We start from the raw sequence: 22881 nt of genomic DNA on the forward strand, positions 1-22881 counted from the left end.
GCCCACGCTCTGGTGATCTGTCGCAGCGCTGGCTGGCCTGTCGTTGCACTTGCAGGCGTGTCGTTCAAATAACGAAAAGAGAATCTGAGTCAACCGGAATATTTTGTCATTTGCGATACATTTGCATTTACAAAATTTACAATCAGTTCTAATTTCCTCCCCCTTCACGAAGTACCCGGGGAGGGGGAAGCATGTCGCAAGTCCGTTCGTGGTCGCGCCTGGCGATCGCCATCACCCTGGCCGCGCCGCTGCTGCCGGCGCAGGCCGAGGAAGACACCAAGGAATTGGAGACCGTCACCGTGGTCGGCGACTGGCTTGGCGACGCCGATCAGCAGGTGGTGCAGAACCACCCCGGCGCCCGCACCGTGGTGCGCCGCGAAAAGATGATCGAAGAGGGCGCGCAGAATGTGCGCGACGTGCTGCGCGGCATTCCCGGCGTGCAGGTGCAGGACAACAACGGTACCGGCGGCAGCGATGTGTCCCTCAACGTCGGCGTGCGTGGCCTCACCTCGCGCCTGTCGCCGCGCTCCACTGTGCTCATCGATGGCGTACCGGCTGCCGTCGCGCCCTATGGCCAGCCGCAGCTGTCGATGTTCCCGCTGTCAGTGGGCAACCTCGACAGCGTCGACGTCGTGCGCGGTGCCGGCTCCGTGCGCTATGGCCCGCAGAACGTCGGCGGGGTGATCAACTTCGTCACCCGCGCGATTCCCAGGGAGTTCTCCGGCGATGTCGGCAGCACCGTGGAAACTGCCTCCCACGGCGGCTGGAAGAAGCTCTACAACGCCTTCCTCGGCGGCACTGCCGACAACGGCATGGGCGCCGCACTGCTGTATTCGGGCGTGAAGGGCGCGGGCTACCGCGACAGCAACGACGCCACCGACATCGACGACGTGATGTTCAAGACCCACTGGGCGCCCACCGACGTCGACGAGTTTTCTGCCAACTTCCACTACTACGACGGCTCCGCCGACATGCCCGGAGGCCTGACCCAGGCTCAGTTCGACAAGGATCCGTACCAGTCCGTGCGCGACTGGGACAACTTCACCGGCCGCCGCAAGGACGTTTCGCTCAGGTACAAGCGGCAGATCGATGAACTGACACAGGTGGAAGTGCTGACCTACTACAGCGACAGCTTCCGCGGCAGCAACATCGCGAACCGCGACCTCAAGACACTGGCGTCCTATCCGCGCGACTACCACACCTTCGGCGTCGAACCGCGCGTGTCGAAGATTTTCATGGTCGGCCCGACCACCCAGGAGGCCAGCGTCGGTTATCGCTACCTGAAGGAAGCGATGCACGAGCGAGCCAGTCAGGTCGGCCTGGTCGACAACGTGCCCGTGCCGATCAAGGGAGCCGACGGCCATACCTATCAGGACCGGACTGGCGGCACTGAAGCCAACGCCATCTATATCGACGACAAGATCGACGTGGGCAACTGGACCGTCACCCCGGGCATCCGCTTCGAAAGCATCTCCACCGACTGGCATGATCGTCCGGTGCTCGACAACAAGGGCAAGCCGGTACAGGAGAAGAAGCGCAGCAAGGACTACAACGAGCCGCTGCCGGCGCTGGCGGTGATGTATCACCTGTCCGATGAGTGGAAACTGTTCGCCAACTACGAAACGTCCTTCGGCAGCCTGCAGTACTTCCAGCTCGGCCAGGGAGGCAGTGGCAACGACACGGCCAACGGCCTGCAGCCGGAGAAGGCCAAGACCTACGAAGTGGGCACCCGCTACGACAATGGCGTATGGGGCGGCGAGGTCACGCTGTTCTACATCGACTTCGACGACGAGCTGCAATACATCAGTAACGATGTGGGCTGGACCAACCTTGGCGCGACCAAGCACCAGGGCGTCGAGACGTCGGTGCACTATGACATGGCAGCACTCGACCCGCTGCTATCGGGCCTGACCGCCTACGGCACCCTGACTTATACCCGCGCGACCTACGAAGGCGACATCCCCGGCTTCAAGGGTCGCGACCTGCCGCTCTATTCGCGCCAGGTGGCCACGGTCGGCCTGCGTTACGAACACGATCGCTGGACTTACAACCTCGATGGTTTCGCCCAGTCGAAGCAGCGCGCGCCGGGCCCGACCACCGACTCGAACGGTAACTTCACCAACAACTACATCACTGAGCCTAGCGCCGACGGCCAGTACGGCGATATCCCCGGCTACATGCTGTGGAATGTCCGCGTGGGCTACGATTTCGGTCCGCAACTGTCGAACCTGAAGCTGGCCGCCGGGGTGAAGAACGTCTTCGACAAGCTGAGCTATACGCGCTCCAGTGACAACAACGCGGGCATCTATCTGGGCGAGCCGCGCACGTTCTTCATGCAGGGCAGCGTCGGTTTCTGATCCACGTTCGTCGCCTGGCCGAAAGCCCGTCCCCGTGACGGGCTTTTTCATATCCGCATGACACATTTTGCATCGGCGATGTGGCTTTCCTTCACGCAATCGCCGTCATATCCGTGGTGTCATTCCGGCCACGCGGCCATTACGCAGGTAAACAAGGACGATGACTCAACATTCGCAATTCGCCCTGCTGGGCAAGAAGCGTTTCCTGCCATTCTTCGTCACCCAATTGCTGGGGGCGTTCAACGACAACATCTTCAAGCAGTCGCTGATCCTGGCGATCCTCTACCACCTGACCGTCGCCGGCGATCGCAGTCTGCTGGTCAACCTCTGCGCCTTGCTGTTCATCCTGCCGTTCTTCCTGTTCTCCGCGCTCGGCGGGCAGTTCGGCGAGAAGTACAACAAGGATGCGCTGATGCGTGCGTTGAAGCTTGCGGAGATCGTCATCATGCTCGTCGGCGCGGCCGGTTTCGCACTGGGCAGCCTGCCACTGCTGTTCCTTGCTCTGTTCGCGATGGGTACGCACTCGGCGTTGTTCGGGCCAGTGAAGTATTCGATCCTGCCGCAGCACCTGCGGGAGGATGAGCTGGTGGGCGGCAATGCGCTGGTTGAGATGGGGACCTTCCTCGCCATTCTCGCCGGCACCATCGGCGCGGGCGTGCTGATGTCGCGCCAGGACTACGCTGCCGGTGTTGCCATTGCGGTAGTGCTGGTGGCGACCTGTGGCTACCTCGCCAGCCGCGCCATCCCGCGCGCGGCGGCGGCGTTGCCGGGGCTGGCCATCGACTGGAACGTCTTCCGTCAGTCCTGGAGCATCCTGATGCTCGGTCTGCGCCAGCGGCCTGCGGTATCGCGCTCGCTGGTGGGCAACTCCTGGTTCTGGTTCCTCGGTGCGGTCTACCTGACGCAGATTCCGACCTACGCCAAGGAACTGTTGCACGGCGACGAGAGCGTGGTGACGCTGATTCTGACCGTGTTCTCCGTAGGTATCGCGCTGGGCTCGATGCTTTGCGAGAAGTTGTCCGGCAAGAAGGTGGAGATCGGCCTGGTGCCGTTCGGTTCCATCGGCCTGAGCTTGTTTGGCGTGCTGCTGTGGTGGCACTCCGGCGACTTCCCGCAGGGTGCGCAGCCGCACAACTGGCTAGCGGTGCTGGAGCATTCGCAGTCGTGGGCGGTGCTGGCGGACATCCTCGGCATCGGTATCTTCGGCGGCTTCTACATCGTGCCGCTGTATGCGCTGATCCAGGCGCGTACGGAGGAGAGCAAGCGCGCGCGGGTGATCGCTGCCAACAACATCCTCAACGCGCTGTTCATGGTGGTCGCAGCGATCGTCTCGATCCTGCTGTTGTCGGTGGCGAAGCTGACGATCCCCGAGTTGTTCCTCGTGCTATCGCTGATGAACGTCGCGGTGAACGTGTATATCTTCAAGATCGTGCCCGAGTTCACCATGCGCTTCCTGGTCTGGCTGCTGACCCACTCGATGTACCGTGTCGAGCACCGCAACCTGGATGCCATTCCCGATGAAGGCCCGGTGGTGCTGGTTTGCAACCACGTGTCCTTCGTCGACGCTCTGCTGATCGCGGGCTCCGTGCGCCGGCCGGTACGCTTCGTCATGTACTACAAGATCTTCCGCATCCCGATACTCAACTTCATCTTCCGTACCGCGGGCGCGGTGCCGATCGCCGGGCGCAACGAAGATGCCGAGACCTACGAGAAGGCGTTCGCCAAGGTTGCCGAGTACCTGCGCGAAGGGGAGGTAGTGTGCATTTTCCCCGAGGGCATGCTGACGCAGGATGGCGAGATGAACGAGTTCCGTGGGGGCGTGGAGCGCATCATCGAGGAAACCCCGGTGCCGGTGATTCCAATGGCGCTGCAGGGGCTGTGGGGCAGCTTCTTCAGCCGCGATCCGCAGAAGGGCTTCTTCCGCCGGCTGTGGTCGCGGGTCAGCCTAGTGGCGGGGCAACCGCTGGCGCCTGAGCAAGCCAGCCGCATGCGGCTTCAGGAACAGGTGGCGGCCCTGCGCGGCGCGGCGCGCTGAGTTTTCCTCAGGCAAAGAAAAAGCCCCGGCAGTGCCGGGGCTCTTTCATGGGCGTGTCGCGGTTCAGATAACCTGAACTTCGTCAGCCTGCAGGCCCTTCTGGCCTTCAACAACGATGAAGGAGACCTTCTGGCCTTCCTGCAGCGATTTGAAGCCGGTGCCTTGGATGGAGCGGAAGTGCACGAAGACATCGTTGCCGCTTTCCGGAGTGATGAAGCCGAAGCCCTTGGCGTCGTTGAACCACTTGACGGTGCCGGTCTGACGATTCGACATGGAATTACACCTTGAACAATTGAAGATTGTTGTGCGGAAAGTCCGCGCTCGTCCTGAGTTGCAAGGTGCAGTCGAAGCCGGGTGGCGGGGTATGACCCCGCCAGGTCACGAGCCACAGTGACCCAAGCAAACACAGTGGTCCGCAGCATACCGACAAATTTTCAGGAAAGCGACAGCCCGCCGGCATCGAAATCGATGCAGCGTCAATGGCTCAGTTTCAGACCGACCAACCCGCACAGAATCAGCGCTACGCTGAGCATGCGCACCGGCGCCATCGATTCGCCGAACAGCCAGATGCCGACTGCGACGGTCCCCAGCGCGCCAATGCCGGTCCAGATGGCATAGGCGGTGCCCAACGGCAGATTCTTCATGGCAAGGCCCAGCAGACCTACGCTGGTAGCCATCGCCAGAACGGTGAGTACCGTGGGGAGCGGGCGGGTGAAACCTTCGGTGTACTTCAATCCGACGGCCCAGGCGACTTCGAACAGGCCGGCGACGAACAGGATGATCCAGGACATGGGGGACTCCAGACGGTTGCAGGTAATAGGGCCGTCCCCGCTGGGTCACCGGAAGGTGGTGAGGTCGTCCTCACTTGTGCAGTATTTTGCACATCGTGAGCGGCGATGGCAACCGCGGGGAATATTCAGTGCTATTTCTGCTTGTCTTCCATGCGCCGGAAGCACGCCGCCAGCACGGAACCGGAAAGGTTGTGCCAGACGCTGAAAAGAGCGCTGGGCACGGCGGCGAGCGGTGAGAAATGTGCGCTGGCCAGCGCCGCGCCGAGGCCGGAGTTCTGCATGCCGACTTCGATGGCGAGCGCCTTGCGCTGGGCCAGGGGCATGCCGCTAAGACGACCGGTGAGATAGCCCAGCAGCAGGCCCAGGCCGTTATGCAGCATCACGACGGCGAGAATCAGCAGGCCGGATTCGGCGATCTTCGCCTGGCTGGCGGCGACAACCGCGGCAATGATCACCACGATGCTGACCACCGACACCAGCGGCAGGACGTCCACCGCCATTTGCGTCCGGCCGCCCAGCATGCGCTGGACGATGAGGCCCAGTGCGATCGGCAGCAGGACCACCTGCAGGATGGACATGAACATCGCGCTGAACGACACCGGCAGCCATGCCGAGGCCAGCAGCCAGACCAGGGCCGGAGTGACCAGCGGAGCGAGCAGGGTAGTGGTCGAGGTGATCGCCACCGACAGCGCGACGTCTCCTCGCGATAGCCAGGTCATGACATTGGATGCGGTGCCGCCCGGGCAGCAGCCGACCAGGATCACGCCGACGGCGATTTCGTCCGGCAGCGCCAGCACCTTGCACAGCACCCAGGCCAGCCCCGGCATGATGATGAATTGGGCCAGGACGCCGATGATCACCCGAGCGGGGTGGCGCCCGACTTCGCGAAAGTCTTCGCCCTTCAGGGTCAGCCCCATGCCGAACATCACCACGCCCAGCAACGGAACGATGGCGCCCGTCAGCCCCTTGAACCAGCCCGGCTGGAAATACGCCAGCACAGCGAACAGCAGGACCAGCAGCGGAAAGGCGTTGCCGCAGAAGCGGCTGAGCAGGGCAAGGGCACGCATGGGCTTTCCTTGTATTGTCGTGGTCTCGGGCGCCGCTATGGTGCGGCGCCCGCCAGGGGTCAGATGCCCTCTGGGATGGCCTCGCCGCCGAGTGCTTCGATCAGCGCCGGGAGGAACTCGGCGAAGGTCAGCATCATCAGGGTGAAGCTGGCGTCGAGCTGGCCGAGAGCGTCTTCACCACCGTCCTGTTCGGCCTTCTCCTGTAGCATGTCTTCGAAGCGCAAGCGCTTGATCGCCACCTTGTCGTCGAGGACGAACGACAGCTTGTCCGACCAGGCCAAGGACAGTTGGGTGACCAGCTTGCCGGAGGTCAGGTGCAGCTGGATTTCCTCGCTGGTCAGGTCCTGGCGCTTGCAGCGCACCACGCCGCCGTCTTCATGGGTGTCGCGCAGTTCGCACTCGTCGAGGACGAAGAAGTCGCCGGCGGCTTCCTGGGTCTTGACCCATTCGGTGAGCGTGGCGGTGGGGGCGGCCTTCACGGTCAGCGGGCGGACCGGCAGCGAGCCAAGGGCTTCGCGCAGGGTGGAAAGCAGATCCTCGGCTTTCTTCGCGCTGGAGGTGTCGACCAGGATCAGACCGAGGCTCGGTGCAATGGCGGCGAAGGTAGCAGAGCGGCGGATGAAGGCGCGCGGCAGCAGAGTCTGGACGATCTCGTCCTTGAGCTGGTCGCGTTCCTTTTTGTAGACCTTGCGCATCTGCGCGGCTTCGATTTCGTCCACCTTCTCTTTGAGCGCGTCGCGCACGACGCTGCCGGGCAGGATGCGTTCTTCCTTGCGTGCACTGACCAGGAAGAAGCCTTCGCTGGCGTGGACCAGCGGGGCGTCGGGACCCTTGCCGAAGGGAGCGGAGAAACCGTAGGTGGTCAGCTCCTGGCTGGCGCAGGGGCGCGCCGGCTTGCTGGCCAGGGCCTTCTCCAGGGTATCGGCGTCGATCTGCAGATCCTGGGTGAGTCGGTATACGAGCAGGTTGCGGAACCACATGAGGGGCTAACTCCTGGACACAAAGGACGCATTATTCCGTTCGGCGCGATGCAGGCCAACCCCGTTTCGTCATTCCTTTCCCGTCATCTAAGCCTTTGGAACATCTGAAAATTTTTTTCATCGAAGGGCTTGCCAGCCTCGAATCTCCTCCGTAGAATGCGCCCCACTTCGAGAGTGAAGGGTGATTAGCTCAGCTGGGAGAGCATCTGCCTTACAAGCAGAGGGTCGGCGGTTCGATCCCGTCATCACCCACCAAACTCGAGGTCCGACGCAGCGGTAGTTCAGTCGGTTAGAATACCGGCCTGTCACGCCGGGGGTCGCGGGTTCGAGTCCCGTCCGCTGCGCCATATTCCAAAAACCCTCAGATAGAAATATCTGAGGGTTTTTCATTTGTGCTCGAAAAAGTGCGCCCATTCGCGTTTTTCTGACCGTCTTCTCGAACATATCTCGTTAATTTTCCTATAAGTTTGCTGTGGGAACTTATCCCCTGGCAGGGGTTCCTATTGCCCATAGCCACTGGCCACGAGCGCCTGATAAGCTCGCGGCTTCATAGACCCTGCCATGACGGCGCACAAACAAGGATTCAGCATGAAACAACATCGGTTGGCGGCAGCGATCGCGCTGGTCGGCCTGGTTCTCGCGGGCTGCGACAAGCAAGCCGCCGAAGTGGAACTGAAGACCCCCGCGCAGAAAGCTTCCTATGGCATCGGCCTGAACATGGGCAAGAGCCTGGCCCAGGAAGGCATGGATGACCTGGATTCCAAAGCCGTCGCCCAGGGTATCGAAGACGCCATCGGCAAGAAGAAGCAGAAGCTGACCGACGAAGAGCTGACCGAAGCCTTCACCTTCCTGCAGAAGCGTGCCGAGGAGCGTGTCGCCAAGCTGAACGAAGACGCCCTCAAGGCCGGCAAGAAGTTCCTTGAGGACAATGGCAAGCGCGAAGGCGTGATCACCACCAAGTCCGGCCTGCAGTATGAAGTAGTGAAGAAGGCCGACGGCCCGCAGCCCAAGGCTACCGACGTCGTGACCGTCCACTACGAAGGCAAGCTGACCGATGGCACCGTGTTCGACAGCTCCATCCAGCGTGGCAGTCCGATCGATCTTCCGGTTGGCGGTGTGATTCCTGGTTGGGTCGAGGCACTGCAACTGATGCACGTCGGCGAGAAGATCAAGCTGTACATCCCGAGTGAGCTGGCCTACGGCGCGCAGAGCCCGAGCCCGACCATTCCGGCGAACTCCGTGCTGGTATTCGACCTGGAGCTGCTCGGCATCAAGGATCAGAACCAGCCTGAAGCGACCGAAGAGGCTCCGAAGAAAAACTGAGTACCTTCGTACCAATGAAAACGCCCCGTTACTCACGGGGCGTTTTCATATGTGTGGAACCTGCTCTGGAACGGCAGGCAGGCCGTCGGACGCCTTGGGGCTGGCCGGCGTCTTGGTGTTACGCTTATGCACATATTTGCCGCAGTTGGAGTTACGCACGGTGCTTGACATCCGTGCGGCCATCGAATAGCCGCAACTGCATGATTTTTAAAGTATTTGTTTGGCTGGATAAAAAATCGCCTATCTGTCTGTAGCCCTGATGGTTCGGGCGTTTGGGCGATATTGGAACTGTCTTTCAACAGAGTTATCCACAGGAAAGGTGGATAACCTGAATGATTCCTGTCTGGCGCTCTCTGACGAGGTGACGAGATGAAAAAGCCTCCCGGATTCGATCGCTACCTGGACCTTGCCGGCCGCTTCCTGGCCCGAGGTCGGATACCCGCTCTGCTGTTCGCCGTGGCCAGGAAAAGTGGCCGGCTCAAGCTGGCGCGCAACGACCTGAAGCTGCTTCAGGAGCTGCTGGTGGCGTGGGTACGCGGTGACTATCGTGGCATCAGCACCCAGGCGCTGGTCTCTGTCGTGGCGGCGTTGCTGTATTTCCTCGCGCCGGTCGATCTCGTTCCCGACTGGTTGTTTGGCGTGGGCTTTCTCGATGATCTCGCCGTGCTGGCCTGGGTGGTGCGGCGCTGGCAGTCCGAGCTGGATGCCTTCAAGGTATGGCGCGATGGCCAGGGTGTGGAAACCCGCGAGGCGCTCAAGCAACTGCCTCCGCCGGAAGTTCAACGTCTCTGACGCAGCCACCGGCTCTGGTTGGCCAGCATGCGCTGGATGGATCCGTCGTCCACCAGTTGCTGCAGCACCGTGTCCAGGCGCACTGCCGGGATCGGCAGGGCTGGGCCGTAGGAGCAGTAGATCGAGTAGCGCTGCAGCGCTCCACGGTTGACGGCGATGGCTAGCCCGGCGTGTTCTGCCAGCAGGAACTCCAGCGGCCGGCGCATATCCACGATGGCGTCCAGCCGTCCGTGCTGCAGCATGTGCAGGCGGGTTTCCAGGTTTCGGACGTCGTTACGGTGGATCGTGCCGCCGGCGAACGCATCCATCAGCGGCTGTGGATACACATAGCCCAGGCTGGTGCCAAGGGTACGTCCTCGCAAGGTGTCGATATCGCGAAGAATGGGGGTGTCGGTGCGCTGCGCCAGAACGTCTTCTTCGTCGAACAGGCTGGGGGACCAGTGGAGTTTCTGCGGTGCGCTCATCCATTGCGGATTGTTGATGCACAGCAGATGGATGCCGCCCTGTTGCAGCGAAGCCTCTATGCGCTTGTCCGGCATCTCGACGAAGCGAACATCGACGTTCAGCAGTTGTCCGACCCTTTCTCCCAGGTCATGCACGAAGCCACGAGTCAATTCGTGGTCAATACTTTCCACGTAAGGCATGCCGTTGCTGGGCGAATAACCCCAGCGAAGTTCATCGGCACTGCACAGGACGCTCATCAGGCTGAGGCAGATAGGGAGGAAGCGCTGCAAGTAGGTTCCCAAGTTCGGTTGGACGTGACGGCGGCAGCAGTATAGCCGGCACAGGTGCGCATCAGGCTGTTAAGATGGCGGCCTGCAAGGAGTGTTGTCATGAACGTGCAAGTCATCATGCGTGACGGCGAAGCGGAGTACGCCGTTGTTCCCTGGGCCGAGTACCAGGCACTGCTGGCCGCCGCTGGCCGCGGCGCCGCGCAGATTGCCCGGCCAACTGCTGCCCCCGTAACCGACGAGGCCCCGAACTGGAAAGCCCTGCGCGAAGCACGTGGCATGTCCGTCGAACTGTTGGCGCGGGCAGTGGGCATCAGTCCGTCCTATCTCGAACTCATCGAAAACGGTGAGCGCGAGGCCAGCGATGCCATTCAGCACGGCCTGCGTCGTGCCCTGGGCAGCGGGGAGTCCGGGTCTTGAGCGTACAGATCAGCCGCAAGCACTGGGAAGGCCTGCTCGGTGAGCTGGAAGACGCTCGCCGCCAGCGTCATCTGCTGACCTACCGGGCGCTGATCGAGCGCCTGCAGCTACCGACACCGGCAATGACCACTCTGACCGCCGCCCTTGAGCACCTCGCTGCGCTGGATGCCCGTGCTGGCCGTCCGCTGCGCAGTTCGCTGGTGATCAGCCAGGGTGCCAGCCGCCTGCCGCGCACGGGCTTCTTCGAGTGTGTGGAGCGTCTGGGACGTTTCTCCGGTGCACCGGACGGCCCCGCCGCAGCCGCCTGGCATGCAGCGGAGGTTGTGCGGGTATTCGAGTTCCAGTATCCCGAGGAGCTTTGAGGTGGCGATGCCCCGTGAAGTCTTCTGGCGGCTGCGTTCGCGCCTGGCCTATGGGCTGGCGCGCCGCCTGATGGGGTGGCCGTGGCTGGTCCGCCAGCCGCGCGCCTGGCAATGGATGCAGGGCCAGTTTTCGCGTATGGCCAATCTGGGTGATAGCGCCGCACAAAGTTTCTATGGCCACCTGCTGCTGTTCCGTGGACAAGGCTTCGGAGCCCGCGAGGAAGGACTGCGCCTGTTGCGCCTGGCCGCCGCTTCGGGTGACGCCAGGGCGGCCTATCAGGTAGGTGTGCAGTTGCTCAAGGGCGATACCACGCAGGCTGCCGATGCCGGAGAGGCCGCGCGCTACTGGATACAGGCCGCGGAGAGGGGGCATCCGCTTGCGGCGCGCAAGCTGGCGGACCTGTACCGCGCTGGTGGTGCAGGCCTGGCTCCGGATGAGGAGCTGGCCGCCCGCTACGAGGCACGGGCTCGCCAACTGGGGCTGTAAATTCTCAGGCGGCGGTGAGGATGTGCAGGCTGTAGCCGGGCATCGCCTTGGCATGCCGCTTGGCTTCCGATGCGAGCGCGGCGAGTTGGCCTGCGTCCAGGCGTGCACAGGCGCTCGATTGCAGATGCACCACGCCGATCGACAATGACAGCAGCGGAAACTCCTCGCGCTGTCCCTGCCGGTTGTGCGAGACGAAGCAGCCCGCTTCGAGGTGCTCGCGGCTGTAGAAGCGCCGGCATTGTCCCTGAAAATCTTCCAGCAGATGATTGAGGCGCTCGCGCCAATCCTGGGTGCCGAGCACCAGCATGAAGTCATCGCCGCCGATATGACCGACGAAGTCCTGCGTCGGGTCCACCCGCTCGCCCAGGCACTGCGCCAGGCACAGCAGCACTTCATCGCCTCGGGCGTAGCCGTAGAGGTCGTTGAAAGGCTTGAAGCTGTCGATATCCACGTAACACACCACGGCATCCCGGCCCTGTTGCAGCAGCCGGCTCAGGCATTGCTGGATCGGGACGTTGCCTGGCAGCAGGGTCAGCGGGTTGGCGTGGCGTGCCTGGCGGATTTTCTGCTCGGTGATCAGCTTGAGCACGTCGATCACCCGGCCCAGCCCCACATAGCGGCCGCCCACGGTGATGATGAAATCTTCCTCTATGCGCTGGCGCGCCCGGCTGGTTAGCAGCCGGCTGACCTGTTGCAGCGACTGACCGCGTTCCACGGCGAGGAAATCGGTGCTCATCAGCCGGCTGATCGGCTTGCGTGCGTACAGCTCCGGCGCGAATGGCTTGAGCAGGGCGTCGGAGAGCGCGTGGCGATGGACGATGCCGACTGGTTGCTGGTGTCTATCGAGGACTGCCAGCGAGTTCAGGTTGGCCTGGGCGCGGAAGGCTTCCAGCACGTCGCCGATGGGCGTGTCGTCGCCCACGGCTGGCTGCTCCAGCAGCAGTGGTTGCAGGTCCGATTGTTCGTCGGCGAGCAGTGTGCCACTGGCATCGACTTCCGGCAGCAGGCTGCGGGCGTCGCGAGGCGGTTGCTCGTTGGGGCGGCCGAACAGATAACCCTGGACCAGATCGACGCCCATCTCGGAAAGCACCGCGAGCTCCTCCGGCAATTCGATGCCTTCGGCGATGACCTGGGCCCGCGAGGCGTGAGCCATTTTCAGGATCGAGCCGACGAACTCGCGCTTCACCACATCCTGGTGGATTCCCTCGATGAAGTGGCGGTCGATCTTCACGTAGTCCGGGCGCAGTTCGGACCACAAACGCAAGCTGGAGTAGCCGGCGCCCAGGTCGTCGAGAGCGATGGAGAATCCCATCGCCCGGTAATGGTGGAGGGCCGTGTCGAGCAGGCTGAAGTCCTCGATCGGCGTCTGCTCGGTGAGCTCTATCACCACGTCGTTCGGTGAGATGCCGAAGGTCTGTAGTAGCTGCAGCGTGCGGCCGGGCTGGTGGGTGCGCTCCAGCAGAGATTCCGGGGAGACGTTGAGGAACAGCTTGCCGTCCAGCCTCAGGTCGCGGAAGCGGGCGCACGCCTTGCGCCGGCAGAGTAATTCCAACTGGCTGAGTCGTCCGCTGCTACGGGCGATGCTGAACAGTGGCAGTGGCGAATGCAGGGGGCCGTTGGAAGGGCCGCGGGTGAGTGCCTCGTAGCCGACCAGGCGCCGTTCGGAAAGCGACAGAATAGGCTGGAACAGGCAGTGCAGGTCGCCGTGAGCGAGGATCTGGTCCAGCGCGCTCAACTGCTCGGTGACGGTCATGACGGTTCTCGCTGGGTGAAAATGCAAAGGGCCGGTTTCCCGGCCCCTGCATTTCACGACAGCGTCATGACTGTTTGATTACATCCGATCAGTGTTTGGCGACCTGAGAGTCCAGATTCAGGTAGTCGATCAGGATGTGCCCGGACTCGGTCAGGTAGGCGTCGTCCTCCGGTTTGGTCTTGTCCTCTTCCGGCAGGGCACTCTCGTCTTCCTTCTTCAGCTCCTTGAGCGGCTCCTGGCCCTTGGATTTGCGCAGGGCATTCTCCATCGCCAACTGGCGGCTCTCGATGCTGCTCTGCTGGGCACGGCGCTTGGCTTCGTTGAGGCTGACGGTCTTCTCTTTCATCAGCTCCTGCGCCAGCGCCAGGCGCTCGCGGGCGTAGACGAAGTCGGCGTTGTTCTCGGTACGGGCGTCATGCCGGGTACGCAACTGGTCGAGGAATGGCTTGAACGGGTCTGCCTGGGCCTTGAGCACCGGCTTGATGGTGTCCCAGGGCATGGAGTCGGGCAGGGCGCTCTCGCCGATTTCCTTGTCGTCGACGATCGACGGATAGCTGATGTCCGGGATCACGCCCTGGTGCTGGGTGCTTTGGCCGGAGACTCGGTAGAACTTGGCCAGGGTCAGCTTCAGTTCGCCGTGGTTGAGCGGCTGGATAGTCTGCACGGTGCCCTTGCCGAAGGTCTGGCCGCCGACGATCAGTGCGCGGTGGTAGTCCTGCATGGCGCCGGCGAAGATCTCCGATGCCGAAGCGGACAGGCGGTTGACCAGCACGGTCATCGGGCCGTTGTAGAACGCCTTGCCTTCGTCGTCGTTGAGCACGTCCACGCGGCCGTCGCTATTGCGTACCAGCACCGTCGGGCCCTGATCGATGAATAGCCCGGTCAGCTCGGTGGCTTCCTGCAGGGAGCCGCCGCCGTTGTTGCGCAGGTCGATGACGATGCCGTCGACCTTGTCTTTCTGCAACTCGCCGATCAGCTTCTTCACGTCGCGTGTAGTGGACTTGTAGTCCGGGTCGCCAGCGCGATAGGCCTTGAAGTCGAGGTAGAAGGCCGGCACGTCGATCACGCCCAGCTTGTAGCTCTTGCCTTCATGGTCGATGGTGATTTCCGATTTCTTCGCCGCCTGGTCTTCCAGCTTGACCGCCTCGCGAGTGATGGTGACGATCTTGCTGGTCTGGTCGTTCGGCGCATTGGTTGCCGGGATGACTTCCAGGCGAACCTGCGAGCCTTTCGGGCCGCGGATCAGCTTCACCACTTCGTCCAGGCGCCAGCCGATCACGTCGACCATTTCGCCTTTGCCCTGGGCGACGCCGACGATCTTGTCGGACGTTGCGATCTGCTTGCTCTTCTCCGCGGGGCCGGCCGGTACCAGCCGCACGACCTTCACATAGTCGTTGTCGCTCTGCAGTACCGCGCCGATGCCTTCCAGCGACAGGCTCATGTTGATGTCGAAGTTTTCCGCGCTATCGGGCGACAGGTACTGGGTATGCGGGTCGTAGGTCTGCGCGAAGGCGTTGATGTAGGCCTGGAAGATGTCTTCGCTGCGGGTCTGCTCCAGGCGCATCAACTGGTTCTTGTAGCGCTTGGTCAATTGTTCCTGGATAGCCTTGTTGTCCTTGCCGGCGATCTTCAGGCGCAGCACTTCATCCTTGACCTTCTTGCGCCACAGCTCGTCCAGCTCGGCGCTGTTCTTCGCCCAGGGAGCTTTCTCGCGATCGATATCGAGGCTTTCGTTGGTGCTGAAGTCGATCTTGTCGACGCCTTTTCCGAGTACCGCCAGGGCGAAGTCCAGGCGTTCCTTCAGGCGATCGAGGTGGCGCTTGTAGATGGTGAAGCCCGGCTCCAGCTCGCCGCTCTTGAGGAAGTCGTCGAACTGGGTGCGCCACGGGGCGAACTGGTCGATATCGGCGGCGGTGAAGTACATCCGCGCCGGATCGAGCGTCTTCAGGTAGCTGTCGTAGATCTTCGCCGAGCGATCGTCGTTCAGCGGCGGTTTGTTGTAGTGATGGCGTTTGAGCAGCTCAACGATGTTGAGGCTGGCGATCACCTGATCCCGATCCGGCTGCAGGCCATCCCACACGTTCGGGCTACTGGTGGCTGCGAACGAGGACAGGGCGGTTGCGCCGAGGATGAACAACAGGGCGGTACGGGGCAAAAATCGCTTCATGCTGATTCGACTGAGTGCGGAGTTATGACGCATATTAGGCCGTAATTGGCGGCGCCGGGTTCAATCGCAAGAGAAATCGGCGCGAAAAAAAGGCCCGACCTTACGGATCGGGCCCTGCAAGGTCACTATGGAGGTAGCGTGAACGCATTGCAAGGTATCGAAGGGAGGGTGGAGTGGGGCGAGCGTGCTTCTCCGACCTGCGTACAGGGGCAGATCCGCATTCAGGTCGCCGCGGCCGGACTCAATCGTGCTGACCTGCTGCAGGTGGCGGGGCTGTACCCGCCGCCGCCGGGAGCCAGCGACGTCATAGGCCTGGAGTGCTCGGGCGTAGTGACCGAGGTTGGCGCCGGCAGTACCTGGCAGGTGGGTGATCGCGTCTGCGCGCTGCTCGCCGGTGGCGGAATGGCCGAGGAAGTAGTGGTGGACGAGCGCCATGTATTGCCGGTGCCGGCGGGCCTGTCTCTCGCGCAGGCCGCCGGGTTGCCCGAGGTCTACGCCACCGCCTGGCTGAACCTGTTCATGCTCGGTGCGCTGCAGCCTGGCGAGAAGGTGCTGCTGCATGCCGGCGCCAGCGGCGTTGGTTCCGCTGGGATCCAGTTGTGCAAGGCGTTCGGCAGCCCATGCTGGGTCAGCGTCGGCACCGCGGAGCGCCTGGCCTATTGCGAGAGCCTGGGCGCCGAAGGTGGCGCTCTGCGTGGCGAGAGTCTCGAATCACTTCGGGATTTCGCTCCGTTCGATGTGATCCTCGACCCGGTGGGGGCAAGCTACGCGGCGCTGGACCTGGAGATACTCGGGCGCGATGGGCGATGGGTGGTCATTGGGCTGATGGGCGGCCGCAAGGCCGAACTTGATCTGGCGCTGCTGCTTGGCAAGCGCATCCAACTGATCGGCTCGACCCTGCGCACGCGCGATGCCGACTTCAAGGCGCAGCTGATCGCCGAACTCGGACAGAAGGTCTGGCCATTGTTCGAAACCGGCAAGCTGAACCCGCAACTGGAGCGCACCTTCCCCGCCCGCGATGCGCAGAGCGCGTTCGACGCGCTGGCGAGCAACCAGGTGCAGGGCAAGGCCGTGCTGGTGATCGATCCCGAACTGAACTGAGTCGATACGAAGCGCAGGGAGCGCAGACATGACAGATACGCAGGAAGCCACGAGGGCACCTCTGGCGCCGGTCGGGTTCTGGTCGCTGCCGCGCTGGCTGAACGAGCCGCTTAGGCTGCTGCAGAAGGCGTTGAGCCTGGCGGCATCCATCTCTGGCATGGCGCTGACCATCGTGGCGATGCCGCCGGCGCCAGCCTGGCTGATCCCGGGTTGCATCCTTGGCTTCCTGGTCATCTACCTGTCGGTGTTCGTCCATGAGCTCGGACACCTGATGGGTGCGCGCCGGGGCGGTATGACAGTGCTGCGCATGCGGGTGGGGCGCCTGGATTTGCAGGCAAGGCGTCGCGGCTGGAGCGTCGGCTGGCGCCCCAAGGCAGACCAGCGCCTGTCGGGCTTCGTACTGGCTTTCGCCGATCCCCGCGGTCCGTGGCGCCAGCAGCATCTGCGCTTCGTCGCTGGCGGCCCGCTGGCGAATCTTCTGCTGGCGATGCTCCTGGGGCTTTCCGCGCTGTGGATGGCGCCGGGGGTTGTACGTGGCCTGTTTACGGCGCTGGCTGTGTGCAACGCTTGCCTCGGGCTGGCCAACCTGCTGCCGGTAGAGCGCAAGCCACTGGTGAGCGATGGGCTCTGGTGGCTGCGCTGGCGTCGGGGAATCGATACCCGTCACCCGGCGCTGGCGTTCGCGCGGCTCATGGGGCTCGCATGTGCAGGGACCTGTGCCGATGAGGTGCCAGAAACGGACCTGCTCCTGCTGGAGTCCCAGGAACAGCCCATGCCGCTGGTGGCGATGTACATCCGCCTCAAGGCGCTGCTGATCCAGGGACGCTGGCAGGAAGCGGCCGCGCTGGATCCCCCGTTCCAGGCGCAGCGCATGGCGCTTCCCGAACTGGTACAGCGGCCGCTTTACGACATCCTGCGCCTGATGAACGCCGAGCTGGCGTTCGCCGAGGCGATGGCCAGTCGAAGTGCCGCAGGGCTGCTCGAGGACTTGCTGCCCATCCGTCTGCAACGGGAATACGCCAGCCTGTGGGCACGTTGCCTGGCGTTGCGAGCGGCTCTGGCGGGGGATGATCAGGCTGTTGCGCAGAACCTGGCGCACGGGCTGGCGCATGCCGCGCGTTCGCCCGATCTTTCCCTTGAGAAGGAGGAGCAGCGCCTCCAGCGACACATGCTCCAGTCGTTGCGCGGCTGAGCCGGCTCAGCGCCAGTCGAGTGCGTCCCAGCCCATCTTCTGCGCGTGCTCCTTGAGCACCGGGTCGGCATTCACCACATGCGGATGGCCAACCAGCTTGAGCAGTGGCAGGTCGTTGCGCGAGTCCGAATAAAAGTGTGCGCCGGCCAGTTGGCTGTCGTCGCCTTCCAGCAGGTCGAGCAGGCGCAGGACCTTGCCCTCGCGGTAGGTGAGGGTGCCGACGGTGCGGCCGGTGTAGTGGCCGTCGACCACTTCGAGATCGATTGCCAGCACTTCGTCGATGCCGATGCGTTCGGCGATCGGCTGCACCAGATGCACGCCCGAGGCGGATATCACCAGGGCGCGGTCGCCGGCCTCGCGGTGGCGGGCGAGGGTGGCGCAGGCATCGCTGTGGATCAGCGGCTCGATCACGTCCTCGACGAAAACCTCCACTTCCCGATCGACTTCTTCCACGCTGCGCCCGGCCATCGGCTCCAGGCTGAAGGCCATGTAGTCCTCCATCGGCAGCTTGCCCTCGGCGTACAGCCCCATCAGTTCGGCGTCACGCTTGAGGAACGACTCCGCGTCGACCCAGCCGAGGTCCGCCATGCGCTTGCTCCACAGGCTCGCACAGTCGCCGTCGATGAGGGTGTCGTCGAGGTCGAATATCACCAGGGCCATCAGGCCACCTCCCGAATGCTTTCGATATCTATGTGCAGGCCGAGCGCGCTGCCGGCCGGGTACAGGCGCTCGGCGCTGCGGTTGAGGACGTCGACGGTCAGCTCGACGCCGGCGGCGTCCACCCGGTAGCGGATCACGTTGCCCAGCAGGCTGTGGGAGAGTACCCGAACCGGAATGCCATCGCCCGGCTCCATGCTCAGGCGCAGGGATTCGGGACGGATCGCGACTTTCTGGCGGAACGGTCGGTCCAGCAATTGCGTGGCCTGGGTCGCCTCCAGCAGGTTGTAATTGCCGATGAAACCGGCGGCGAAGGCGTTTTCCGGCGCGGTGTAGAGAGTCTCCGCATCGCCGCTCTGAACGATGCGCCCGGCATTCATCAGTACGATGCGGTCGGACAGCGTCAAGGCTTCTTCCTGGTCGTGGGTGACGAATACCGTGGTCAGTTTCAGCTCCTGCTGGATGCGCCGGATCTGCTCGCGCAGGTGCTTGCGGATGCGCGCGTCCAGCGCCGACAGCGGTTCGTCGAGCAGCAGCAGGCGCGGTCTCGTCACCAACGAGCGGGCAAGGGCCACGCGCTGGCACTGGCCGCCGGAAAGCTGGTGCGGATAGCGTGTCGCCAGGCCTCCCAGTTCGACCATCTCCAGCGCTTCGCGCACACGCTGCGCGGACTCCGCCGCTGGCACCTTCTGCATGCGCAGACCGAAGGCAACGTTCTGCTCCACCGTCATGTTGGGAAACAGTGCGTAGCTCTGGAACACCATCGCGATGCCGCGCTTCTGCGGGCTTTTGGGCACGATGTCCTCGCCATCGAGGAGGATGCGTCCGTTGTCCACCGGTGTCAGGCCGGCGATGCAGCGCAGCAGGGTTGACTTACCGCAGCCGCTGGGACCGAGCAGGGTGACGAATTCGCCACGCTCGGCGGCAAAGTCGATATCCTGGAACACCGTGGTTGTGCCGTAGCTCTTGTTCAGTGTCTCGACGCTGAGGAAGCTCATGCCTTGTCCTTGCTTAAACGGTTCGCCGCCCAGGTGAGCAGCAGGACGAAGAGGAAATAGGAAACCACCACCGCGCTGGTGTAGTGGCCACTGCTGTTGCGCATGTTGTTGAGGAACACCTGCAGTGTTTCGTAGCGGGTGCCCACCAGCAGGTTGGCGAAGACGAACTCGCCGATGAGGAAGGAGAACGACAGGAACAGCGCCACCATCAGGCCCTTGCGCAGGTTCGGCAGCACTACCAGCAACGCGGCTTGCCAGGTGCTGGCGCCGAGCAGGTGAGCGGCGTCCATCAGGTCGTGCAGGTTGATTGCCTGCAGGTTATTGCTGATCGCCCGATACATGAACGGCAGCGCGATGGTGAAGTAGCAGCCGATCAGCACCCACGGCGTGCCGATCAGCGGCAACGGGCCCGCGGCATAGAGTTGTAGCAGCCCGACCGAGGAAACCACCGGCGGCACCGCGAAAGGCAGCAGGATCAGTACGTTCATCAGTGCGTCGAGACGCGGGAAGTAGTAGTGCACGACGAACATCAGCGGCAGCACCAGCACCACACTCAGCACCAGCGAGCCGAAGCACACCAGCAGCGACTGGCCGAAGGCGGTGAGGAAGCGCGGATCGCTCCACAGTGCCAGGTACCATTTCATCGTCAGGCCGTCGGGCAGCACGCTCGCGCTCCACGAAGTCGCCAGCGAGTAGAGCAGCGTGGCGGCCAGCGGCAGGAGGAGCAGCAGGAACAGCGCATACACCACTACGCGGTGGTAGAGCCTACTTCTGGACATGGTAGCTCCGGCGCAACAGCCACTGGTGGGCCAGGGTGATCAGGGTCATCAGTCCTACCAGGAACATCGCCAGGGCGCTGGCCATGTTCGGATCGAGGAATACGTCGCCCGACACCAGCCCGGCGATGCGGATCGGCACCACGTTGAAATTGCCGGTGGTCAGCGAGTACACCGTGGCATAGGCGCCCAGGGCGTTGGCCAGCAGAATGACGAAGGTGCCCAGCAGAGCGGGAGTCAGCACCGGAATGCCGATGTACCGCCAGAACTGCCAGTGGTTGGCGCCCAGCAGGGCGGCAGACTCGCGCCAGTCCTCGCGCAGCGCGTCGAAGGCCGGGTAGAGCAGCATCACCCCCAGCGGAATCTGGAAGTAGGTGTAGAGAATGATCAGGCCGGTCTTCGAGTAGAGGTTGAAGTCTTCGATGATCCCCGCTTGCTTCAGCAGAAGCGTGATGGCGCCGTTGAAGCCGAGGATGATGATGAAGGCGAAGGCCAGCGGCACTCCCGCGAAGTTGCTGGTCATGTTGGCGAAGGCCATCACGAAGTCGCGCAGCCTGCTGTCCACCTGGCGTAGCGAATAGCTGCCGAGCACGGCGATGAGCAGGCCGATCAGGCTCGACCAGATCGAGATTTCCAGGCTGTAGCGGATTGCCTGGCGATAGAACGGCGAGTCCAGGATTTCGGCGAAGTTGCCCAGCCCCCAGGCATCGCCGGCGCGCAGGCTGTTGACCGCGACCCACACCAGCGGGGCGATCTGGAAGGCAATGAAGAACACCGCGAAGGGCAGCAGGAAGAGCAGGGCGATGAGTTTTCCGCGATTCGATCTCATGCCTTGAGCAACTCCCGGCAGACCGGTTTGTCATGGGCGGCACCGAGCAGCTCGCACAACGTGCCGCACAGCTCGACCTGGCGCGGGCGCGCCTGGTCATCGAGGCTGAAAGCCTCGCCGAAGACGAATAGCGGCACTTCGCGTTCCTCCGCCAGGATGCCGCCGTGGCTGCGGTCGTCGTTCATGCCGTGGTCGGCGGTGACCATCACCTGATAGCCGGTCTCCAGCCACAGGTGCAGGTATTCGGAGAGGATGATGTCGGCATGCCGCGCGCTGTTGCGGTACTGCGGTGTGCTCAGGCCGTGCTTGTGGCCGGCGTCGTCGATGTTCATCGGATGCACAACGAGGCAGTTCGGCGAATGCCGACGGCGCAGCGACTCCGCATCGGCGAACAGGTGCGAGTCGGGGTAATGGTCGGTCCAGTAGAAATGGCCGTGCTGGATCGGCAGCGATTCGTCGTGGGTATGGCGGTCGCGGGCCGCATCGAATGGCGCGCGGTTATACAACTCGCTGACCCAGTGATAGGCCGCGGCGGCGGTCGTGAGGCCGGCGCCGCGAGCGTAGTGGAACAGGCTGCGCTGGTTTGAAAGGCGCACCACATCGTTGTGCAGGATGCCGCTGTCGATAGGCGCGACGCCGGTAAGGATGCACTCGTAGAGCGGCCGCGACAGCGACGGCAGCTCGCACTCGATGCGATAGAGCTGGCCGCGACCGGCGTTGCAGAGGGCCTGCAGATGGCCCATGCAGTCATGGGCGACGCTGTAGTTGAGGCCGTCGAGGATGACCAGGATGACGTCGTGGCGCATGGAGAAGTCTTCGTCTGGGCGCGAAACCGCCCCGGCGCGAACCGGGGCGGCCGGGCGTCATTGCATGTTGATGATCACGTGCTCCTGCCACATGCGCGGCAGACGCTTGGAGGTCTCTTCCCACGCCTTGGCATCCTTGATCGGTTGGGCCTTGGCGTACTGCTCGTTGGGCAGCAGCTTGGCCTTCACGTCATCCGGCAGGGTCAGGTGCTCGGCGCGGATCGGGCGTGCATTGCCCTTGGCCAGGTTGGTCTGCCCGGCATCGCTGAAGATGTACTCGCGAGCCAGCTTGGCGGCGTTCGGGTTCTTCGCGTACTTGTTGATGATGGTGGTGTAGCCGGAGATCACCGAGCCGTCCGAGGGGATCAGCACCTCGAAGCGCGACGGGTCGATCTGGTCGCGATAGCTCAGGCCGTTGAAGTCCCAGACGATGCCGACTTCCACTTCACCCTTCTCCAGGGTGTTGATCACCGGGTTGGTCAGCGACAGGCGGCCCTGCTTGGCGATCTGCGCGAAGAAGTCCAGGCCCGGCTTGATGTTCTTCTCGTCGCCGCCATTGGCGATGCTGGCCGCCAGCACGCCGTTCACGGCCTGGGCGGCGGCGCTGACGTCGCCGATGGTGACCTTGTACTTGCCTTTGAGCAGGTCGGCCCAGCTATGCGGCACGTCCTTTACCAACTGCTTGTTGACGATGAAGGCGATGGTGCCGGTGTAGGCCAGCGCCCAGTGGCCGTCCTTGTCCTTGGCCCATTCCGGAACCTGTTCCCAGGTGCTCGGCTTGTAGGGTTGGCTGACACCCTGCTGCACGGCGATGGGGCCGAATGCTGCGCCGACGTCACCAATATCGGCGCTGGCGTTCTCGCCCTCGGCCTTGAACTTGGCCAGTTCCTGGGCGGAGCTCATGTCGGTGTCCATGTGCTTCAAGCCGTATTTGCTTTCCAGGTCCTTCCAGGTGTCCTTCCAGTTCGCCCAACTGTCGGGCATGCCCACGCTGTTCACCTGGCCCTCCTTGCGGGCGGCGGCTTCCAGCGATTGCAGGTCGGCGTCGGCCGCCATGACGAGGCCACTGCCGATGGCAATGGCCGATCCCAGCAGTGAAGCAAGCAAGCGTTTCATTCGGTGCTCCTTCGATCGTGAGGGTTGGTCCGTGTCCGGCATCCGCCGACGCGGGAAAATTGTGGTCTAGATCAGCAAGACCCAGGCCAATCTATGCGGCCTGGATGACAGTTTGATGTCCGGCCTGGAGGCAGGTGTGGC

General features: G+C 63.2%; 22 protein-coding genes and 2 tRNA genes. 11 read left to right on the forward strand and 13 right to left on the reverse strand.

Annotated features, from left to right (window positions below):
- Window positions 1–191: 191 nt before the first annotated feature.
- The gene (locus tag OU419_RS08810) at window positions 192–2357 is read left to right on the forward strand and encodes a TonB-dependent receptor family protein (protein WP_254476690.1); all 2166 of its coding nucleotides are present in this window, start codon (window positions 192–194) and stop codon (window positions 2355–2357) included.
- 160 nt (window positions 2358–2517) lie between these two features.
- The gene (locus tag OU419_RS08815) at window positions 2518–4392 is read left to right on the forward strand and encodes an MFS transporter (protein ID WP_254476691.1); all 1875 of its coding nucleotides are present in this window, start codon (window positions 2518–2520) and stop codon (window positions 4390–4392) included.
- A 63-nt stretch (window positions 4393–4455) separates the two neighbouring features.
- Here the strand turns inward: OU419_RS08815 and OU419_RS08820 are convergent, their stop codons facing one another.
- The 4 genes from OU419_RS08820 to rdgC all read right to left on the reverse strand — a co-directional run bounded on the left by OU419_RS08820 (window position 4456) and on the right by rdgC (window position 7230).
- A complete protein-coding gene (locus tag OU419_RS08820; RefSeq protein ID WP_024763416.1) occupies window positions 4456–4665 on the reverse strand; it encodes a cold-shock protein in 210 nt (69 codons plus the stop codon).
- 203 nt (window positions 4666–4868) lie between these two features.
- On the reverse strand, window positions 4869–5183 hold the full coding sequence (sugE, locus tag OU419_RS08825) for a quaternary ammonium compound efflux SMR transporter SugE (RefSeq protein WP_254476692.1): 315 nt from the start codon (window positions 5181–5183) through the stop codon (window positions 4869–4871).
- A gap of 131 nt (window positions 5184–5314) precedes the next feature.
- Window positions 5315–6250 carry a bile acid:sodium symporter family protein gene (locus tag OU419_RS08830; RefSeq protein WP_254476693.1) on the reverse strand — a complete coding sequence of 312 codons (936 nt, stop codon included), beginning with the start codon at window positions 6248–6250 and terminating at the stop codon, window positions 5315–5317.
- A gap of 59 nt (window positions 6251–6309) precedes the next feature.
- Window positions 6310–7230: a recombination-associated protein RdgC gene (gene rdgC / locus OU419_RS08835; RefSeq protein ID WP_254476694.1), complete on the reverse strand. Its 921-nt coding sequence runs from the start codon at window positions 7228–7230 to the stop codon at window positions 6310–6312.
- 179 nt (window positions 7231–7409) lie between these two features.
- On the opposite strand from rdgC, the gene OU419_RS08840 reads away from it, so the two are divergent.
- From OU419_RS08840 to OU419_RS08855, 4 genes are all read left to right on the forward strand, one after another.
- Window positions 7410–7485 (forward strand) — tRNA-Val (locus OU419_RS08840).
- Between the two features lie 15 nt (window positions 7486–7500).
- Window positions 7501–7577: transfer RNA gene (locus OU419_RS08845), tRNA-Asp, on the forward strand.
- A 241-nt stretch (window positions 7578–7818) separates the two neighbouring features.
- Window positions 7819–8553, forward strand: a complete 735-nt coding sequence (locus OU419_RS08850; RefSeq protein ID WP_254476695.1) for an FKBP-type peptidyl-prolyl cis-trans isomerase — start codon at window positions 7819–7821, stop codon at window positions 8551–8553.
- A 369-nt stretch (window positions 8554–8922) separates the two neighbouring features.
- Entirely contained in the window at window positions 8923–9345 is a 423-nt protein-coding gene (locus tag OU419_RS08855; RefSeq protein WP_254476696.1) for a YkvA family protein, read from the forward strand.
- Here the strand turns inward: OU419_RS08855 and OU419_RS08860 are convergent.
- Window positions 9333–10046 (reverse strand): substrate-binding periplasmic protein, encoded by a 714-nt coding sequence (locus OU419_RS08860; RefSeq protein WP_254476744.1) that lies wholly within the window; start codon window positions 10044–10046, stop codon window positions 9333–9335. The genes OU419_RS08855 and OU419_RS08860 overlap by 13 nt on opposite strands.
- Window positions 10047–10178: 132 nt before the next feature.
- On the opposite strand from OU419_RS08860, the gene OU419_RS08865 reads away from it, so the two are divergent.
- The 3 genes from OU419_RS08865 to OU419_RS08875 are packed head-to-tail and all read left to right on the forward strand — an operon-like array spanning window position 10179 to window position 11345.
- A complete protein-coding gene (locus OU419_RS08865) occupies window positions 10179–10496 on the forward strand; it encodes a helix-turn-helix domain-containing protein (RefSeq protein ID WP_254476697.1) in 318 nt (105 codons plus the stop codon).
- A complete protein-coding gene (locus OU419_RS08870) occupies window positions 10493–10858 on the forward strand; it encodes a hypothetical protein (RefSeq protein WP_254476698.1) in 366 nt (121 codons plus the stop codon). Before OU419_RS08865 ends, OU419_RS08870 begins: the two co-directional genes overlap by 4 nt.
- Before the next feature lie 7 nt (window positions 10859–10865).
- The gene (locus tag OU419_RS08875; protein ID WP_254476745.1) at window positions 10866–11345 is read left to right on the forward strand and encodes an SEL1-like repeat protein; all 480 of its coding nucleotides are present in this window, start codon (window positions 10866–10868) and stop codon (window positions 11343–11345) included.
- A gap of 4 nt (window positions 11346–11349) precedes the next feature.
- On the opposite strand, the gene OU419_RS08880 is transcribed toward OU419_RS08875, so the two are convergent.
- Complete coding sequence (locus OU419_RS08880) at window positions 11350–13098, reverse strand: bifunctional diguanylate cyclase/phosphodiesterase (RefSeq protein ID WP_254476699.1); 1749 nt, start codon at window positions 13096–13098, stop codon at window positions 11350–11352.
- An 88-nt stretch (window positions 13099–13186) separates the two neighbouring features.
- On the reverse strand, window positions 13187–15265 hold the full coding sequence (locus tag OU419_RS08885; protein ID WP_254476700.1) for a carboxy terminal-processing peptidase: 2079 nt from the start codon (window positions 15263–15265) through the stop codon (window positions 13187–13189).
- Window positions 15266–15403: 138 nt separating this feature from the next.
- On the opposite strand from OU419_RS08885, the gene OU419_RS08890 reads away from it, so the two are divergent.
- The gene (locus tag OU419_RS08890) at window positions 15404–16366 is read left to right on the forward strand and encodes an NAD(P)H-quinone oxidoreductase (protein WP_254476701.1); all 963 of its coding nucleotides are present in this window, start codon (window positions 15404–15406) and stop codon (window positions 16364–16366) included.
- Window positions 16367–16394: 28 nt separating this feature from the next.
- The gene (locus tag OU419_RS08895) at window positions 16395–17558 is read left to right on the forward strand and encodes a M50 family metallopeptidase (protein ID WP_254476702.1); all 1164 of its coding nucleotides are present in this window, start codon (window positions 16395–16397) and stop codon (window positions 17556–17558) included.
- Window positions 17559–17564: 6 nt separating this feature from the next.
- Here OU419_RS08895 and OU419_RS08900 read toward each other — a convergent pair whose 3' ends face one another.
- From OU419_RS08900 to OU419_RS08925, 6 genes are read right to left on the reverse strand one after another with little or no spacing between them, the layout of a single operon-like run.
- Window positions 17565–18218, reverse strand: a complete 654-nt coding sequence (locus OU419_RS08900) for an HAD family hydrolase (protein ID WP_254476703.1) — start codon at window positions 18216–18218, stop codon at window positions 17565–17567.
- Complete coding sequence (locus OU419_RS08905; RefSeq protein WP_254476704.1) at window positions 18218–19213, reverse strand: ABC transporter ATP-binding protein; 996 nt, start codon at window positions 19211–19213, stop codon at window positions 18218–18220. The genes OU419_RS08900 and OU419_RS08905 overlap by 1 nt, the downstream gene beginning before the upstream one ends.
- Window positions 19210–19992, reverse strand: coding sequence for an ABC transporter permease (locus OU419_RS08910; RefSeq protein ID WP_254476705.1), 783 nt, complete (start codon window positions 19990–19992; stop codon window positions 19210–19212). Before OU419_RS08910 ends, OU419_RS08905 begins: the two co-directional genes overlap by 4 nt.
- A complete protein-coding gene (locus tag OU419_RS08915; protein WP_254476706.1) occupies window positions 19979–20818 on the reverse strand; it encodes an ABC transporter permease in 840 nt (279 codons plus the stop codon). Before OU419_RS08915 ends, OU419_RS08910 begins: the two co-directional genes overlap by 14 nt.
- A complete protein-coding gene (locus tag OU419_RS08920; RefSeq protein ID WP_254476707.1) occupies window positions 20815–21624 on the reverse strand; it encodes an alkaline phosphatase family protein in 810 nt (269 codons plus the stop codon). Before OU419_RS08920 ends, OU419_RS08915 begins: the two co-directional genes overlap by 4 nt.
- 57 nt (window positions 21625–21681) lie before the next feature.
- On the reverse strand, window positions 21682–22740 hold the full coding sequence (locus OU419_RS08925) for an ABC transporter substrate-binding protein (RefSeq protein ID WP_254476708.1): 1059 nt from the start codon (window positions 22738–22740) through the stop codon (window positions 21682–21684).
- Window positions 22741–22881 lie beyond the last annotated feature (141 nt).

It is taken from the genome of Pseudomonas triclosanedens (assembly GCF_026686735.1).
Classification (GTDB): domain Bacteria; phylum Pseudomonadota; class Gammaproteobacteria; order Pseudomonadales; family Pseudomonadaceae; genus Pseudomonas; species Pseudomonas triclosanedens.

Excerpts from the sequence above, each read along its gene's own strand:
- OU419_RS08820 (WP_024763416.1), bottom strand. The coding sequence starts at position 4,665 with ATGTCGAATCGTCAGACCGGCACCGTCAAGTGGTTCAACGACGCCAAG.
- OU419_RS08910 (WP_254476705.1), bottom strand. The coding sequence starts at position 19,992 with ATGTCCAGAAGTAGGCTCTACCACCGCGTAGTGGTGTATGCGCTGTTC.
- OU419_RS08905 (WP_254476704.1), bottom strand. The coding sequence starts at position 19,213 with ATGAGCTTCCTCAGCGTCGAGACACTGAACAAGAGCTACGGCACAACC.
- OU419_RS08880 (WP_254476699.1), bottom strand. The coding sequence starts at position 13,098 with ATGACCGTCACCGAGCAGTTGAGCGCGCTGGACCAGATCCTCGCTCAC.
- OU419_RS08885 (WP_254476700.1), bottom strand. The coding sequence starts at position 15,265 with ATGAAGCGATTTTTGCCCCGTACCGCCCTGTTGTTCATCCTCGGCGCA.
- OU419_RS08915 (WP_254476706.1), bottom strand. The coding sequence starts at position 20,818 with ATGAGATCGAATCGCGGAAAACTCATCGCCCTGCTCTTCCTGCTGCCC.
- OU419_RS08850 (WP_254476695.1), top strand. The coding sequence starts at position 7,819 with ATGAAACAACATCGGTTGGCGGCAGCGATCGCGCTGGTCGGCCTGGTT.
- OU419_RS08810 (WP_254476690.1), top strand. The coding sequence starts at position 192 with ATGTCGCAAGTCCGTTCGTGGTCGCGCCTGGCGATCGCCATCACCCTG.
- OU419_RS08925 (WP_254476708.1), bottom strand. The coding sequence starts at position 22,740 with ATGAAACGCTTGCTTGCTTCACTGCTGGGATCGGCCATTGCCATCGGC.
- OU419_RS08920 (WP_254476707.1), bottom strand. The coding sequence starts at position 21,624 with ATGCGCCACGACGTCATCCTGGTCATCCTCGACGGCCTCAACTACAGC.
- OU419_RS08865 (WP_254476697.1), top strand. The coding sequence starts at position 10,179 with ATGAACGTGCAAGTCATCATGCGTGACGGCGAAGCGGAGTACGCCGTT.
- OU419_RS08815 (WP_254476691.1), top strand. The coding sequence starts at position 2,518 with ATGACTCAACATTCGCAATTCGCCCTGCTGGGCAAGAAGCGTTTCCTG.
- OU419_RS08830 (WP_254476693.1), bottom strand. The coding sequence starts at position 6,250 with ATGCGTGCCCTTGCCCTGCTCAGCCGCTTCTGCGGCAACGCCTTTCCG.
- rdgC (WP_254476694.1), bottom strand. The coding sequence starts at position 7,230 with ATGTGGTTCCGCAACCTGCTCGTATACCGACTCACCCAGGATCTGCAG.
- OU419_RS08860 (WP_254476744.1), bottom strand. The coding sequence starts at position 10,046 with ATGAGCGTCCTGTGCAGTGCCGATGAACTTCGCTGGGGTTATTCGCCC.
- OU419_RS08900 (WP_254476703.1), bottom strand. The coding sequence starts at position 18,218 with ATGGCCCTGGTGATATTCGACCTCGACGACACCCTCATCGACGGCGAC.
- OU419_RS08895 (WP_254476702.1), top strand. The coding sequence starts at position 16,395 with ATGACAGATACGCAGGAAGCCACGAGGGCACCTCTGGCGCCGGTCGGG.
- sugE (WP_254476692.1), bottom strand. The coding sequence starts at position 5,183 with ATGTCCTGGATCATCCTGTTCGTCGCCGGCCTGTTCGAAGTCGCCTGG.
- OU419_RS08855 (WP_254476696.1), top strand. The coding sequence starts at position 8,923 with ATGAAAAAGCCTCCCGGATTCGATCGCTACCTGGACCTTGCCGGCCGC.
- OU419_RS08875 (WP_254476745.1), top strand. The coding sequence starts at position 10,866 with ATGCCCCGTGAAGTCTTCTGGCGGCTGCGTTCGCGCCTGGCCTATGGG.